This window comes from Cyanobacterium sp., assembly GCF_054166785.1.
In genome coordinates, this window is record NZ_JBSZCP010000069.1 from 1 (window position 1) to 16,594 (window position 16,594).

Consider the following 16,594-nt stretch of genomic DNA (forward strand, 5'->3'; position numbering starts at 1 on the left):
ACAGCCGTGGGAGGGCATTCCAAGGCTTTAAATGGATGTGGAGCAGGGCGTAAGACTACCGCAAAGGTAGCAGTATGCGATGAAGCGTCAACCATCTTAAAAGGAACTCAATTAAGTTTGAGCTTGTTTTAGGAATCCCGTTGCCTTCAGGCACGGGAGGATGTCAAGTTGAGCTTAAGTCCCTATGTGGCTATGGCACAGAGTATGAGTAGTGAGTCAGAATCAATGATTGACAATGCCAGTTGTCAACCAGTTACAGAGGAAAATATTGCATCTTTGTTTGACCGTTGGAATGATTCTTTAGCTACGGGAAATCCTGAAAAAGTTGCCAATAATTATGCAGAAGATGCGGTTCTTTTAGCCACTATTTCTAACACTCCAAGATTAAATCGCATTGAAAAGAAAGATTATTTTGAGTATTTTTTACAAAGTCAACCTAGTGGAGTTATTGACCAGAGATCTATTTTTATTGGTTGTAATACTGCTGTGGATGCAGGAATCTATACTTTCACTTTTGGGGCTACAGAAGAACAAGCCCAGGCTCGTTTTACCTTCACCTACGCTTGGGATGGTAACGAATGGTTAATCACCAGTCATCATTCTTCTTTATTACCTGAAACGCAGAGTGATAGCTAGGAAAATCTGATCAATTAAACTATTCCTTTATCTTTGCCCGAGCCTTTGAGTTCGGGCTTTTTTTATAAATATTGTCGTTTTAAATGATAATGGTTATCATTTTAGTATAAAGATTTATTAACAAAACAACATGACATTCACTGAATCCTCGATGATGAAAGCAATGGCAAAGGGAAATCAATTACCTTCTCTTGTTACGGAATCTAAGCCTCAGGTAACACAGGAGGAAATGATTGAAGCTGTTAGAACATTATTGATTGGTTTGGGAGAAGATCCAGAAAGGGAAGGATTAAAAGATACTCCTAAAAGGGTGGTGAAGGCTCTTAAATTTTTGACCTCTGGTTACAACCAATCTTTGGATGAATTGCTTAATGGTGCGGTATTTCATGAAAACGCTAATGAAATGGTTTTGGTGAGAGACATTGATTTGTTTAGCTCTTGTGAACACCATATTTTGCCTATTCTTGGACGAGCGCACGTAGCCTATATCCCTAATGGTAAGGTAATTGGATTATCAAAAATTGCCCGAATTTGTGAAATGTATTCCAGAAGATTACAGGTACAAGAACGCCTTACATCTCAGATTGCGGATGCCTTACAAGGATTATTGCAGCCCCAAGGAGTAGCTGTGGTGGTGGAAGCAAGTCATATGTGCATGGTGATGCGTGGGGTACAAAAACCCGGTTCATGGACTTCTACCAGTGCTTTGAGAGGAGTTTTTTCTGAAGATGCTAAAACCCGTCAAGAGTTTATGAATTTAATTCAACATCGCCCTACTTTCAACAATTAGGATTAATGGTTGGGGGGTTGGTATTTTTTGTAAAGTTTGGAAAAATTGTGCAAAATTTGATTATAAGGACTTAATAGGGGCTGAAAATCCCTTATCCAACCCCTTGACTTTGTATAAACAATATTTAGTTTTTTATGGATAATTTAGTTTTACCAAAAAGAGGAATGCCTGTAACTATTATTACGGGATTTTTAGGCAGTGGAAAAACAACTCTTTTAAACCATATTTTGAGCAATAAAAATAATTTAAAAGTTGCGGTATTGGTTAATGAATTTGGGGATATTGATATTGATAGTCAGCTATTGGTATCGGCGGAAGAAAATATGCTCAGTTTGAGTAATGGTTGTATTTGTTGTACCATCAATGATGATTTATTAGACACAGTTTATCAAGTATTAGAAAGTGAGCAAAAGGTTGATTATTTAATTGTTGAAACAACGGGGGTTGCTGATCCTTTACCGATTGTTTTAACTTTTTTAAGTCCTGAGTTAAGGGATTTAATTCGCTTAGATTCGGTGTTGACTTTAGTTGATGCGGAAAATTTTACGGTGGAGCATTTTGATAGTGATGCAGCGTTAACACAAATTATTTATGGTGATATTATTCTGCTCAATAAAATTGATTTAGTGTCGAAGGAAAAGGTTGAGGAGTTGGAACAAAGTATTTTTACTATTAAACCGGGAGCGAGTATTTTACATTGCGAAAACGCTAATATACCTCTACCTCTTATTTTGGATGTAGAACGAATTGATATTAATAATTATCCCCAAGATGAGCTAGTATCATCCCATGATCACCATGATCATCACCATCACCACGATCATCATGATCATGATCATCACCACCATCATTCCCATCATTTAGAAGTAGATGGTTTTATATCGGTTTCTTTTGAGTGCGATCGCCCCTTTAACGTAGATAAATTTCAAAACTTTATCACGGATAATATCATGGCGAAAGTGTATCGAGCCAAAGGAATTTTATGGTTTGCCGAGAGTGAATTAAAGCATATCTTTCAACTGAGTGGAAAACGCTACGATTTAAACACAGAAGAATGGCAAACACCCCAAAAAAATCAATTAGTAATGATAGGTAAAGACATATCCGCCGATAACCTAAAGGCAAAATTGCGCGAGTGCGTTGTTAATTAAGCAAAATCCGTAGGTTTAAGTCACTTAGACTCTTTTGTTAGACAACTTTATTTTCGTAATTCGAGCATATAATAAAAAAAATGCCACCCCTAACATAAATAATGGACTTAAATCTACTATTCAACATTTCAAACCTTTTTGTATTGCCCTTTTGGCTATTAATGATTGCCCTCCCCAAATGGTCAATTACCCAAAAGATAATGAAATCTTACCTGATATTTATTCCCCTGATTCTGCTCTATATTTACCTATTTGTAACTAGCCTAGATGCCGAGTCAGCCCAAACACTATCTAACCCTCAATTACCAGAATTAGCCCAAGTATTTAGTAATCCTATCGTAACCTTTGCCGGGTGGACTCATTTTTTAGTGTTGGACTTATTTTTGGGCAGATATATTTATTGGCAAGGGCAAGAAAAAAATATTTGGACGATTCACTCTCTTATTCTGTGCCTATTTGCAGGCCCCATGGGGTTTTTGTCCCATATAATTACTGATGCCATTCAATCCAATTTGAAAAAACCAGAAATTATTGCCGATAACTCCTAAACTAGATTTTTCACATCCCCATCATTTTTATGTACGGTGGGGATTTCGTATATGTCAATATTTACGGTAAACTATTCTTTCACATATCCTTAAAGTATTTTAGTTAATTAAATCCGCTCCATCAAAACTAAAATTGTCTATTCTCAAAACTTATGCTATCTTTAAATCAAAATCTAAAAACTTGCAAATGTTAAATGGTTAATGATACCCCCTTAAAACACTTACTATCCATCGAATTAAATACAGGGAAAAAAGTATTTTTATTAGAAAAAAATATTCATTCCGTAGGGAGAAGTTCTAGTAATTCTATTATTATTAATCATCGAGTAACATCCCGTCATCATAGCAGCATTATAAAAGTTATTTATCAACATAAAACAGAAAATAAATTTGATACAGCTTTTTGGATTTTAGATGGAGATTTTAAGGGGAATAAGAGTAGGAATGGAGTATTTGTTAATGCAAAAAAAATCAATGTTCATAAACTATTACCTGGAGATATTATAATCTTAGGTGGCATCGAAATCAAAGGTAAATATGATGTTCTTAATATTGAATCAAAAGAATTTTTAAGTGCTATTAACAAAAATAATAGCTATACTTCATTCCCCTCTGTAAAAGATAAAGATAAAGAAGATGTTTTACTTACTGATGTATTGGATGATCATTCAGAATATAGTGACTATCAAGAATTAAAGCACATTGATTATACAGATGAAGATGATTCAAATGATCATAAACAGACGCAGTACGATTTCATCGCAGCATATTGTGACAGCAGCGACGAATTAATAGAAGGAATTATTTTTATTGATACTAATACCTCAGAAATAATAGATTGTAATAAATCACTGCTTAAAATCCTTGATTATGAAAAAAAGGAAGATATTTTTAAACTAACCATTGAAGACATCTTTCCGATTGATAAAGAAATTTTAGAAGACGACACAAATTTATTAATCGACAACAAATATAAGAGTATTTTAAGAGATTCTGTTATTAAGAAAAAAGGGGAGAATTTTTTACCTGTTCAAATTAAAACTAGGGTTATTTCTCAAGATAACAAGCAGATCATTTGTTTATCAATACTAGACTTAGCCGAGCAAAGAAAAATAGAAGAATTATTGCGTTATAAAAATTATCATAATTCCATTACAAACCTACCAAACTATACCATTTTTAAAGAACACTTATTTTCTGTCTTAGCAAACTATTATGGCAATGAAGAAGGGAATATTTCCTTAGTATTAGTCAAAATAAATGAATGGAAAGAAATTGGGTATAAATATAATTATGAAGTAGCCGAATTAGTGCTAAAAACCATATCTAAAAAATTAAAAAAAATAATCTCAGCTCAGGATATGTTATATCATTGGCATGATGATGAATTTGCTTTCTTATTAGCTCAAAATACTAAGGAATATTTAGATAAGATTACATACGAAATTTTACAAATTGCCCAACAACCATTATCCATAAAAGAAGAAACAATACAAGTTAGTTTCAGTATTGGTAGTGCTTCCTATCCTGATAATGGCGATTATGAAGAAATTTTATTACAAAATGCCGATCGCACCTTAACCGAAAATTATTATGAATATATAAAAGGTAATACGTAATAGGCAATGGTGATAATATTTTTGTGTCTTAATTTCTAGTATCATTCAATAATATTTCATCCTATTATTAAATAATGATTATCAATTATCCATTTTCAATTATCAATTAACCTCCTGCCTGTTAATATGTTAGGGTAATTAATCTCGATCAGGGGCATAATGACTAACATTAAAAATTTACATTTATCCTTAGACCATAGCCTATTAAAAGAAAAATTAATTAATACTCCTAATAGCTTAATTATCCAAGACTTAGATGGAGTATGTATGGGCTTAGTAAAAGACCCTTTAAACAGATTTATTTCATGGGATTATGTGCAATCAGTAAAGAAAATGAATAATCATTTTTTTGTCCTCACTAATGGAGAACATATCGGCAAAAGAGGTGTTAATAATATTGTTGAAAAATCTGCTTTATCTGCTCAGGAAGTAAAAGAAAAAGGTTACTATTTACCCGGTTTAGCAGGGGGAGGAGTGCAATGGCAAGACTGTTTTGGGAATGTAGAACACCCCGGAATCAGTGATAAAGAATTAAAGTTTTTAAATGGTGTTCCTGATATTATGAGGGAAAAGTTAAATGATTTTTGTACTAACAATTGTGCTTTTTTAAATCCAGAAGAAATTAAGAATATAATTGATGCGGTAATACTTGATAACTTTGTTTCTCCTACGGTTAATATTAATACTTTCTACGAAAAATTAACTAATCATAATTCTATTTATATCCAGTTACAAAATGAAGTAAAACTATTAATGGATGAGTTGTTAAATCAGGCGACAAAAGAGGGTTTAAAAGACTCATTTTTTGTTCATTATGCCCCTAATTTGGGTAGGGATGATGATGGTTTAGAAATCTTACGTCCTGCCACAGAAAATGATTCAGGTACTACGGATTTTCAGTTTATGGTGACAGGGGGAGTCAAAGAAGCGGGGGTATTATTTTTACTTAATTACTATTATTATTTACACACGGGAGAATATCCCTTAGGAAAAGATTTTAATGTGAGAAAAGCCCCTAAGACTCAAGGGGAATTATTAAAATTAGTAGTTGATAATTTTGACCCTGCAAAGATGCCTTTTCTAGTAGGTGTCGGTGATACGGTTAATAGTACCGTAATGGAACAAGATGGCAAAAAAATCGTCCGTAGGGGAGGGAGCGATCGCAACTTCTTACAATTAATTCAAAATATTGGTGATAAATTTAACATAGATAATGCGGTGGTTTATATTGATAGTTCGGGAGGAGAAATTAAAAACAGAAAGCCTATTAAACTAGGTAAAAATGAAAGTAAAACGATTGTTTTAGAAGGTCCTGGGGATAATTTAGATAAAGAAGAACCTTTAAAATTAAATATGGTTTTTCCTGAAGGACATCAACAATATTGTCAGTTTTTTAATGAAGTTGCCCATGGCAGGAAACTTGATTAATTTTTTTTAATAGTTACACACAAAAATAGGGGCAAGGGGCTTAAGCCCCTTGTTGTGGATTTATTTGAATATCTTGATTGAAAATATATGAAAAAAAAGAAGTTTTTTTGGCTCAATTTAATTTTTATTTCCTTTCTTTCGGTACTTTTATTAGATGGTTTTAATTTTAATATTACCCAAGGAATAGGACAACCTGTTTTTGCTCAAAATAACACCCAAGGGGTGGTGGCAACAGGTACAAAAACCCTTCTTAATCAAAGGGAAATTAGTCTTCCTTGGATGGAATGGCGAGAGGGAAATCAAACCTATATTGGCATTAGTGATATTGCCTTACAAAATACCCTAGGAGTGGAATTATTAAATAGTAATAATCCTAATCAACAACCGATTCAGTGGTTTAATTCCTATCAAAATTTACCTGCTCGTTTTGTCAATCCTTATCGTTATTTAGACGTTAGAAGTATCTTAACAAATACGGGAATTTCTATGGTAAAACAGGGAGATTCTTTAGTTATTAATACTCCTAATAGTCGGGTAAATCGAGTATATGATATTAACCAACCTCAACAAAAAAGGGTAGTAATTGAGCTAGAAAGACCTACTTTTTTCCGTGTTAGTCAGGCAAGGGATGAAGGGGTAATTATCATTGAAGGACAACCCACTTTTGGGGCTTCGGGGCAAAATAATAATAGTTCCATTGATCCTTTTAATAATACTGGAGTTTTAGAGGATGAAGGGGATAGGATTCGGGGGGGACAAACTCCTGTTTCTGGCTCTTTATTTCGGGTAGAAACCAGTAATAATACTACCCTTGTGCATATTAATATCCCCGCAGGGCATAATTTGAAGGTAAATTCTTCAGCGCCTAATGTACTTTTTGCAGAATTGAGTCCTACGGCAAAGGTACAAAAAAATATTTCATGGTCTAATGATCTTAGTTGGCAGGATACCTATGTAAGACTTAGTAATGGGGAAACTTTTTTTGCTTCTTTACTAAAAGCCAATTTACAACGGTCTGAGCTTAGTTTACGTCCCATTGTTACCAATAATAGTACCATGACGGGTACTGCTCCCCTAAGAACCATGGCACAAAGTCAAGGGGCGATCGCCGCTATTAACGGGGGCTTTTTTAACCGTAATAATCAGTTACCTCTGGGCGCCATCAGAAATAATCAAGATTGGCAAAGTTCCCCTATTCTAAATCGGGGGGTATTGGCATGGAATGACGCAGGAAGTTTCCAAATTAGTCGTCTTCGTCTCCAAGAAACCATTACCAATGGTACGGGCGATCGCCTTGTATCCGATTATATCAACAGTGGTTATGTGCAAACGGGGGTATCCCGTTATACCCGTAGTTGGGGTAACAATTACACTAGCCTGAGTAACAATGAAATTATTATAGTGGTAGAGGGCGATCGTATCACAGACAAAATAAACGTTGCCCAAGCAGGAAGCAACCCCATCACCATTCCTACCAACGGATATTTGATTGTAGTAAGAAATTCTGCCCAACTTGCCAGTAGATTTAACCCTGGGCAACAACTGCAAATTAGCAGTGCCACAACACCCCCCACCATGGCAAACTTCCCCCATATGTTAGGGGCAGGACCTATGCTACTAACCAATCGTCAAATCGTCCTTAATGGAGAAGCAGAAGGTTTTAGTAACGCCTTTAACCAACAAAGGGCATCCCGTAGCGCCGTAGCCCTCGATAACCAAAATAACTTAATGTTTGTAGCCGTCCACCAAAGAATAGGAGGCCCTGGCCCTAGCTTACAGGAATTCGCCCAAATCCTGCTCCAATTAGGGGCAAGAGATGCCCTCAACCTTGATGGCGGTAGTTCCACCCAAATTTATCTTGGGGGTGAAATCATTGACCGCTCCCCCGTCACCGCCGCACGGGTACATAATGGATTAGGTTTATTTTACCGTCCTCGAAATTAGAAGAGCAAAAAAAGCCCCTCTCCCATGGAAGAGGGGTTGGGGTGAGGGTAAATTAAATTTCTTTTAATACCTCCGCAGCCGCTCTAATGGTAGCCTCAATGTCTTCTTCAGTGTGGGCTAAAGAAGTAAAACCAGCCTCAAACTGAGAAGGAGCAAGATAAATACCACGCTCAAGCATTCCTCGGTGAAAACGTCCAAATTTAGCAGTATCTGCTTTTTTCGCATCACTATAGTTATGGACGGGGGTATCAGAAAAGAACATTCCAAACATACCGCTGATATTACCTCCATTTACCTGATGTCCTGCCTTACGAGCCACATCCAATAAACCAGTAATTAATTGATGGGTAATTTTTTCTAAATACTCATAAGTACCGGGTTTTTGTAACAATTCAAGGGTTTTAATCCCTGCCATCATTGCCAAAGGATTACCCGATAAAGTACCCGCCTGATACATAGGGCCTGCAGGGGCTACCATGGACATGATTTCTTTTTTACCACCATAGGCACCCACAGGTAAACCACCACCGATAACCTTCCCAAGGGTAGTTAAATCAGGGGTAACGCCAAATTTTTCTTGTACTCCACCATAGGCAATGCGGAAACCAGTCATTACCTCATCAAACACCAATAGAGCGTCATTTTCTTCGGTGATTACCCTTAATCCTTCTAAAAATCCAGCATCGGGAGGTACAAACCCAGCGTTACCAACCACCGCCTCAAGAATTACCCCAGCAATCTCTCCTTTATTGTCTTCAAATAATTTTTTGACCGCTTCTAAATCGTTATAGGGAGCAGTGAGGGTGTCGGAAGTTACACTTTTAGGCACTCCGGGGGAGTCGGGTAAACCAAGGGTAGCAACCCCTGAACCTGCTTGAACTAGGAACATATCCCCATGGCCATGGTAACAGCCCTCAAATTTGATAATTTTGTTTCTCTTGGTATAGGCACGCATCAAGCGTAATACCGATAAACAGGCTTCAGTACCAGAGTTCACAAACCTGACCATTTCAATGCTGGGTACGGCTTCAATGACCATTTCCGCAAGGACATTTTCCAATAAACAAGGGGCGCCAAAACTTGTACCTTTTTCTAATACTTCTTTGAGAGCGCTTAATACTTCGGGGTGGGCATGACCACAGATGGCCGGGCCCCAACTACCTACATAGTCGATATATTTATTGTTATCTACGTCCCAAATATAAGCTCCATTTACTCGATCAAAGACAATGGGCTGTCCACCGACGGATTTAAATGCTCTTACTGGGGAGTTTACCCCCCCGGGCATTAGTTTTTGGGCTTGGGCAAAAATTTCTTCTGATTTTGTGGTTGTAAATGATGTTGTGCTAACCAATGTTATCTCCTTAAGGTTTCTGTTTTAATTTTTTATAATCAATCTATTTTACCGAACTATTTGATTCTAGGGTGTTGGCTCAATTTTACTTTTGAGTTTTAATTTTATCCCTGTCTTTTAACTTTTCGTTTAGTTTGTCGTAGATGCCTGTAAACTGCAAAGAATGTAGTTTCGCATAGTAACCTTTTTTAGCTATTAATTCTCGATGGTTGCCTATTTCTCTAATGGTACCTTTTTCAAGGGCTACAATTTGATCTGCATCATGGATGGTAGAAAGTCGGTGGGCAATTACAAGGGTAGTCCTATTTTTTGATAGTCTATTCAAAGCATCTTGGACTATTTTTTCGGAGACGGTGTCTAGCGCACTGGTAGCCTCGTCTAGGAGTAGGATTTGAGGATCTCTTAGCAGGGCTCGGGCGATCGCAATTCTTTGTTTTTGTCCCCCTGAGAGTAGTACGCCGCGATCGCCTATTTCCGTTTCCAATTGCTCGGGTAAATCCATAACAAAATCATAGGCATTAGCCTGTTTTAAGGCATTAATCAAATCTTCTTCCATCACCTCTCCCAAACCATAACAAACGTTGTAACGTATAGTATTGTTAAACAAAAAAGTATCCTGACTAACGATCGCCATCTTATCCCGCACACTCTTCAGATTATATTCCCGATAGTCAATGCCATCAATAAAAATTTCACCCTCAGAAGGATCATAAAACCTTACAAATAAATCCCCCAAAGTGGACTTCCCCGAACCAGAAGAACCCACCAAAGCCGTCACTTTACCCTTCGGGATAGATAAATTAATATTCTTGAGAACAAGGTTATCATGGCCAGGATAATGGAAACTAAGATTTTTAAGCTCAAAACCCGTTTGTAAGGAAGAAAATTGAACATCTCCTTGGGGTAAAAATGGCTTATCAGATTTATCTAAAAAAGCATGAACCACCTCAACACTACTAGATTGATTCGCAAAAGCATTTCTTTTATTATCAATTTGTGCCACCAAAGGTACAGCGCGAAATAATAATACCAAGTAAGTTAAAAGTAGGGGAACTAAAGTGGCGGAATCTTCCTGAAAAATTAATTTTCCAATTACCACAATGCCTAAAATGATACAAATACCTCCAATTTCATTAAGAGGTTGAATAAAAACACTATTATATTGAACCTTCAAAGCGGCTTCTTCTCGCTCATGAATTAAATCCACCAGATTATTATATTCATCTTCTTCTTTACTCACAGATTTTACTAATCTAATTCCTCCCAAAGTTTCTACTAATTTTTGAGTATATATCCTCGAAATTCTCCTTTGTTCACGACCTAATGCTTTGGATCTTTTAACAAATATTTGATTACTAGAGCTCAAAAGAAACAGTAAAAAACCAGTAATTAAAGTTAATTGCCAAGAGATAGTAAAAAGTATTGCAGTAAAGGTTAATAAGTTAAAAGAAATGCTCAACATTCCAATGGCTGTATTGATAGAAGTAGCAGTTCTACTACATTCTGTTTCTAAATAACTCATCAAAGTACCTGTTTTTGTCCGTTGAAAAAAATCTAAATCAACAGACATAACGATCTTGAATAAATCATCCCTAATGGTATTAGCTAATCTTTTACTTAACCATGAGCTAGATAAACTATTTAGAATATTATTTGCATTTTTTAAAATAATAATTAATACTATTGTTGATAACATTAAAACAATTTGTAAATTACCAGAAAAATTATCAAAAACAGAAAAAGGTTTACTCAGAATAGGGGGAAAATTGCTAATATCTAATAAATTTGGATCGAGAATTGCTAAAACAATAGGAATAATTAAAGTTATACCAATACTATTAAATAAAGCTCCCGAAAAACCAAAGAATAGACTTAGTAGAATCCACCATCGAAAACGGAGGGCATATTGTAATAACAATTTATTTTGATTCATTTTAATAATTAATATACTGTGGATTTACAAAAAATAAGATATTATTTGATAGGTAAAGAAGTAATAATCTGATTAAGCATAAACATCATTTGTTCTAGGCTATAGAATTTAAAATAACGTTCCCTTGCTCTTAATCCTTTTTCCATAGCCATATCATACCCATTAAAAATGGTTTTCAATCCTTGGGCTAAATCCTCTGGAGATTGAGGCTCCACTAAATAACCCGTATCTTGCAATACTTCAGGAATATCCCCTACCTTTGTTGCCAAAATAGGTTTTGCCATGGCCATGGCATCGGTTAGTTTTAAGGGAAATTGGGCTATAGTTTCTGGAGTGTTTCTTTGGGGAATAACCATCACATCCGCACAGGATATTATCTCGGGCATCTGCTCGAAGGGTTGGGGGGGTATGGAAATAATCCATTGTGACCATTTCTGTTGTAAATACTTATCATAGTCATCATAGGGGCTACCTCCCACTATTACTAATCGTAGGTCTTCCCACTGTAATAAATCCATCGCTTCGAGTAAATCTTCTAACCCTTTATAGGGGCGAGGGGCGCCGGGAAACATTAACACCCTATATTTTTCGAGTCCATATTTGGTTTTACAAACTAGGGGATCAAATTTGGCAGGGTTAAAAAGCTCTAAGTCTTTTCCTTGGGGTATATATATTCCCCCAAATCTTTGTTGTAAAAATGTGTTGTGGGTAGTAATAACGTCGGCGTAGGAGGTAAATTTTTCTAGCCAACGGAGATAAAGGGGATGATCTGGATAACGCAGCGCGCCATCTTCTTTGATGATTTCTTTGATAAACTTGATGGGTTTAAAACCGAATTTCCAATTATCTCCCCCATGCCAACTCATTTCCCAGTCGTCTATGTCTAAAATTAGGGGACGACCAGAGGTTAGTTTTTTGATAATGGCTAAACCATAGCTAGTGGTTTTTGGTTTGATGGCATAGATAATATCTCCATCAATTTGACGGAGTAATTCTTTACTGGCACTAATGATTCCTGAGTGATATTCACAGGGTACATAAACCATAGGAATATCGGTGGAAAATTGAGGAGTTTGTGAACCGAATCCTAAACCAAATATTTTAACTTGGTGTCCTATTTTTTGCAGGGCTTTGGCGAGAAGAAAGGGTCGTACGGCACCCCCCCAACGTCCTGAGCCATTGGTGGATAGGTCACTAACTATTATGGATATTTTTAGGGGATGTTGGTTGGTATTCAAAGCAATCTTAGTAGTGGGTTAATGGGTTCACAGGTATAATGGCAGGTTAAGTTTTATGTCGTAATGTTATTGTACTAATAGATTTTAGTCAATTTTTTTATGAATATTATTAGGATTCCCGTATTGTCGGATAATTATATCTTTGTTTTACACGATCGCACTTTAAATCAAGCGGCAGTGGTAGATCCAGCGGAAGCTCAACCCGTTTTAGACTGTTTGCAGAGCTTAGGAGCGCCGTTAGTGGCCATTTTTAATACCCATCATCACCTCGATCACGTGGGAGGAAATAAGGAGCTATTAGAGGCTTTTCCTGAAGCCGTTGTCTATGGTGGCGAAGTGGATAAGGGTAGGATTCCCCGTCAGCAATTTTTCTTGAGGGAAGGGGATACGGTGGAATTTGCAGGGAGAAAGGGAGAGGTCTTTTTTGTACCGGGTCACACCAAAGCCCATATTGCCTACTATTTTGCCCCGAATGAAGAAAATGGGGTAGGGGAGCTATTTTGTGGTGATACCCTCTTTGCAGGGGGCTGTGGACGCTTATTTGAGGGGACTCCCGCCCAGATGGTGGACTCTTTGAGCAAGTTTCGCTCTTTGCCAGATAATACGAGGGTATGGTGCGCCCATGAATATACCCTCAGTAACTTAAAATTTGCTATTACCGTAGATGGTAACAATTTAGACCTTATGAACCGTTACCAAGAGGTTACAATAGCACGGGAAAATGATCAGCCCACGATTCCTTCCCTCATCGGCTTAGAAAAAAAGACTAATCCTTTTATGCGTTGGGATAGTGAGCAGATCAAATCTGCCATGGGTTTTGAGGAACCTAGTCGGGTATTTGGTCGTTTACGGGGTATGAAAGATAATTTTTAAATAATTACTACTCATTTTATGGTCTAATTACCTATTATTTAATAGGTGACTTTTTTAACGAATAATCAATTTTTGTTGATCTTCGCTAGATAAAGAAAAAACTAATCCCTTGATCGTCCAACTCTATTATTTTTTTACATTTTTTTGTGGGGAGTCTTAATGTCAGTCAGTAAAGTAAATTATCGTCCCAAGAAAGGGGGCGCGAAAAAAGCACAACCCCCCAAAAAGGGGTCTAGGTTAAATTGGCTTTTAATGGGTTTTGGTTTAAGTGCGATCGCCTCTTTGTCCACGGCCATCGGTGCTTTATTAGCTTTATCCTTCACTCAAACCCCCCTAAACCAAGTGAGGTTAACTCCTGAGGAAGAAGCGGTTTTTAATCAAGAAGAAACTTTAACCTACAGTAGTTTAAATGTTCCTCAACTGCGCCGACCTATTAATATTCTCGTATTGGGTATTAAAACTTTAAGTACCGACATTCCCGACTATCCACAAACCAACCTCGGTTATCACCCCCTTGTCAACTCCTTTCAAGGGCGATCGGATAGTATGATGTTACTCAGGCTAGACCCACAAAAAAATGAGGTAACGGTGCTATCAATTCCCCGTGATACCAGAACCAGAGTTCGGGGGGCTGGAATTACCAAAATTAATGATGCCAACGCCTACGGAGGAGCTTCCCTCGCCGCCGAATCCGTCAGTAATCTTCTTAATGGTGTGCCTATTGACCGTTATGTGCGCATCAATGTTCAAGGGGTAGAAAAACTCATCGATGCCCTTGGGGGAGTAGATTTCTACGTGCCAAAAGACATGAAATATACCGATCATAGTCAAAGGCTTTACATTGATTTACAGGAGGGACAACAATTATTAGACGGTGAAAAAGCATTACAACTTTTACGTTTCCGCTACGATGCCCTAGGAGACGTAGGTAGAGTACAAAGACAACAAGCCCTCATCCGAGCTTTAACTGAACAAGCCCTCAGCCCCCGAACAGTTTTACGCATTCCCGAAATTTTAGGCATTATTCGCTCCCACATTGACACCAATCTAGGTACTAATGAACTAATTGCCATGGCTGCTTTCATGGGGCAAAAAAGTAGATCGGATTTTCAGATGGTAATGTTACCCGGAGACTTTAATCAACCCGAAGAAGGGGAATTGAGTTATTGGCTACCCAACCAAAGGGGAATTACACGGATTTCCCAAGACGTTTTTGGTATTCAGCCCGATTATTTTTATGCCAGTAATAATAGTAACAGTAATGAGGCGATCGCCCCTAACCGTGTTAGAGTAGCCATCCAAACCCGTGACGCTGATCGAGAAATTGCCCAAAGCGTTGCCAACCAATTAATTGACTCAGGTTACAACCGAGTGTTTATCAGTACCATTCCCTATAACGAGCCTATCAGCAAAAGCCGAATTGTTGCCCAAAGTGGAGATCCTTCCATGGCCGCAAGGATTAGAATGGCATTAGGACTAGGAGAAGTATTAGTAGAAAGTACAGGGATATTAGGTACGGACGTAACCATTCAAGTGGGAAGTGATTGGACCATGGACGATTAACAATGGATAATTATCCTTTACTTTTAATACCCCACTTTTTTTAGGAACATTGTAGATTAATTATTGATGCGTATTTACGGAAACAGAGAAATTAAAACCCTTGCGGGGCAAAACACCCGCCCCACCACCTCTAGGGTACGAGAAGCGATTTTTAACATTTGGCAAGACAAAATTTCTGGTTGCCGATGGCTAGATTTGTGTGCAGGGAATGGCACCATGGGTGCTGAAGCTCTTTGTCGTGGTGCTAGTAAAGCCGTGGCGATCGAAAAATCTCCCCAAGCCTGTGCAATTATTCGAGAAAATTGGCAAAAAATAGCCCAAAAAAATCAAGAAATTATGGTTTTAAAAGGAGACATTTTAAAAAGATTAAAAAGTTTACAAGGACATCAATTTGACCTGATTTATCTCGATCCCCCTTACCATCTAAACCTCTATAACTCAACCTTACAAACAATTTTTGACTATGATTTATTATCAACCCAAGGAGAAGTAGCCACGGAATTTAATTATAAAAAATCCCCTACAATATTTACCGATAAATGGCAATTAGTGCAAGAGAAATCCTACGGTAATACTAATATTAACTTTTACAAAAAAATGCCTTAATTCATAAAGTGAAACAATAAAAATTCGCTATCATTCTGCATACTTTTAATAGTTAATAAATCTTCCTCCTTAATAGCAACCCCATCTCCAGCATTTATCATCTCATTATTGATTTCCAATGATCCTTTAATCAGTTGAATCCAAGCATAATCTTTATTAGCTAAAGAATGATCTATAGTTTCATTTTCGCCTAAAATAGAAGACCAAATATTGACATTTTGATGAATTTTTAAAGAATTATCTTTACTTTCTGGAGAAACTAATAAACATAATTTCCCTCTTTTTTCTTCCTCTGAAAATATCTTTTGTTCATAACTAGGCTCTAAATTTTGCTCCGCAGGCACAATCCAAATTTGTAATAGATGAACCTCCGCTTCATTAGAATGATTAAACTCACTATGACGGATACCCGTACCCGCACTCATCCTTTGTACTTCACCCCTAGTAATGGTTTCACCGTTACCAATACTGTCCTTATGTTCTAACTCACCTTCAATAACATAGGTGACAATTTCCATATCTTTGTGTCCATGGGTGCCAAAACCTTTACCTGGAGAAATTTTATCTTCATTAATAACTAAAAGATTACCAAATCCTGTATGTTTGGGGTCATAATAGCTACCAAAAGAAAAAGTATGTTTTGTATTTAGCCAGTCAAATAAAATATGTCCTCTTTCGGCAGATGGGCGTATTGTAATCATTATTTGTTGTCCTAAAATTAACCTAAATTATTTCGAATAAGTATTTTTTAAGCAATAAAACCATGTAGATTGACATCCTCCCGTGCCTGAAGGCGACGGGATTCCTAAAACAAGCTCAAACTTAATTGAGTTCCTTTTAAGATGGTTGACGCTTCATCGCATACTGCTACCTTTGCGGTAGTCTTACGCCCTGCTCCACATCCATTTAAA

14 protein-coding genes are annotated in these 16,594 nt (G+C 37.0%); 10 read left to right on the forward strand and 4 right to left on the reverse strand.

Going from position 1 to position 16,594, the window contains the following annotated elements; translation table 11 throughout:
- Window positions 1–168 precede the first annotated feature (168 nt).
- The 7 genes from ACXITR_RS14180 to ACXITR_RS14210 all read left to right on the forward strand — a co-directional run bounded on the left by ACXITR_RS14180 (window position 169) and on the right by ACXITR_RS14210 (window position 8,116).
- A complete protein-coding gene (locus tag ACXITR_RS14180) occupies window positions 169–636 on the forward strand; it encodes an SgcJ/EcaC family oxidoreductase (RefSeq protein ID WP_457997874.1) in 468 nt (155 codons plus the stop codon).
- 130 nt (window positions 637–766) lie between these two features.
- Window positions 767–1,426, forward strand: a complete 660-nt coding sequence (folE, locus tag ACXITR_RS14185) for a GTP cyclohydrolase I FolE (RefSeq protein ID WP_457997875.1) — start codon at window positions 767–769, stop codon at window positions 1,424–1,426.
- A gap of 134 nt (window positions 1,427–1,560) precedes the next feature.
- Complete coding sequence (locus ACXITR_RS14190; RefSeq protein WP_457997876.1) at window positions 1,561–2,577, forward strand: CobW family GTP-binding protein; 1,017 nt, start codon at window positions 1,561–1,563, stop codon at window positions 2,575–2,577.
- 101 nt (window positions 2,578–2,678) lie between these two features.
- On the forward strand, window positions 2,679–3,125 hold the full coding sequence (locus tag ACXITR_RS14195; protein WP_457997877.1) for an ABA4-like family protein: 447 nt from the start codon (window positions 2,679–2,681) through the stop codon (window positions 3,123–3,125).
- A 194-nt stretch (window positions 3,126–3,319) separates the two neighbouring features.
- A complete protein-coding gene (locus tag ACXITR_RS14200; protein WP_457997878.1) occupies window positions 3,320–4,744 on the forward strand; it encodes a diguanylate cyclase domain-containing protein in 1,425 nt (474 codons plus the stop codon).
- Window positions 4,745–4,903: 159 nt separating this feature from the next.
- Window positions 4,904–6,172, forward strand: coding sequence for a glucosylglycerol 3-phosphatase (stpA, locus tag ACXITR_RS14205; RefSeq protein ID WP_457997879.1), 1,269 nt, complete (start codon window positions 4,904–4,906; stop codon window positions 6,170–6,172).
- A gap of 87 nt (window positions 6,173–6,259) precedes the next feature.
- The gene (locus ACXITR_RS14210) at window positions 6,260–8,116 is read left to right on the forward strand and encodes a phosphodiester glycosidase family protein (RefSeq protein WP_457997880.1); all 1,857 of its coding nucleotides are present in this window, start codon (window positions 6,260–6,262) and stop codon (window positions 8,114–8,116) included.
- A 52-nt stretch (window positions 8,117–8,168) separates the two neighbouring features.
- Here ACXITR_RS14210 and hemL read toward each other — a convergent pair whose 3' ends face one another.
- The 3 genes from hemL to ACXITR_RS14225 form a co-directional block, all read right to left on the reverse strand.
- Window positions 8,169–9,470 (reverse strand): glutamate-1-semialdehyde 2,1-aminomutase, encoded by a 1,302-nt coding sequence (gene hemL / locus ACXITR_RS14215; protein ID WP_457997881.1) that lies wholly within the window; start codon window positions 9,468–9,470, stop codon window positions 8,169–8,171.
- 85 nt (window positions 9,471–9,555) lie between these two features.
- Entirely contained in the window at window positions 9,556–11,403 is a 1,848-nt protein-coding gene (locus ACXITR_RS14220; RefSeq protein WP_457997882.1) for an ABC transporter ATP-binding protein, read from the reverse strand.
- A gap of 41 nt (window positions 11,404–11,444) precedes the next feature.
- Window positions 11,445–12,641, reverse strand: coding sequence for a glycosyltransferase family 4 protein (locus tag ACXITR_RS14225; protein WP_457997883.1), 1,197 nt, complete (start codon window positions 12,639–12,641; stop codon window positions 11,445–11,447).
- A 99-nt stretch (window positions 12,642–12,740) separates the two neighbouring features.
- Between ACXITR_RS14225 and gloB the strand changes: the two genes are divergently transcribed.
- The 3 genes from gloB to rsmD all read left to right on the forward strand — a co-directional run bounded on the left by gloB (window position 12,741) and on the right by rsmD (window position 15,683).
- Window positions 12,741–13,514: a hydroxyacylglutathione hydrolase gene (gene gloB, locus ACXITR_RS14230; RefSeq protein ID WP_457997884.1), complete on the forward strand. Its 774-nt coding sequence runs from the start codon at window positions 12,741–12,743 to the stop codon at window positions 13,512–13,514.
- 159 nt (window positions 13,515–13,673) lie between these two features.
- Complete coding sequence (locus ACXITR_RS14235; RefSeq protein WP_457997885.1) at window positions 13,674–15,077, forward strand: LCP family protein; 1,404 nt, start codon at window positions 13,674–13,676, stop codon at window positions 15,075–15,077.
- 66 nt (window positions 15,078–15,143) lie between these two features.
- A complete protein-coding gene (gene rsmD, locus ACXITR_RS14240) occupies window positions 15,144–15,683 on the forward strand; it encodes a 16S rRNA (guanine(966)-N(2))-methyltransferase RsmD (RefSeq protein ID WP_457997886.1) in 540 nt (179 codons plus the stop codon).
- On the opposite strand, the gene ACXITR_RS14245 is transcribed toward rsmD, so the two are convergent.
- Complete coding sequence (locus tag ACXITR_RS14245) at window positions 15,680–16,384, reverse strand: pirin family protein (protein WP_457997887.1); 705 nt, start codon at window positions 16,382–16,384, stop codon at window positions 15,680–15,682. The two genes, rsmD and ACXITR_RS14245, sit on opposite strands and share 4 nt — an antisense overlap.
- Between the last annotated feature and the right edge of the window lie 210 nt (window positions 16,385–16,594).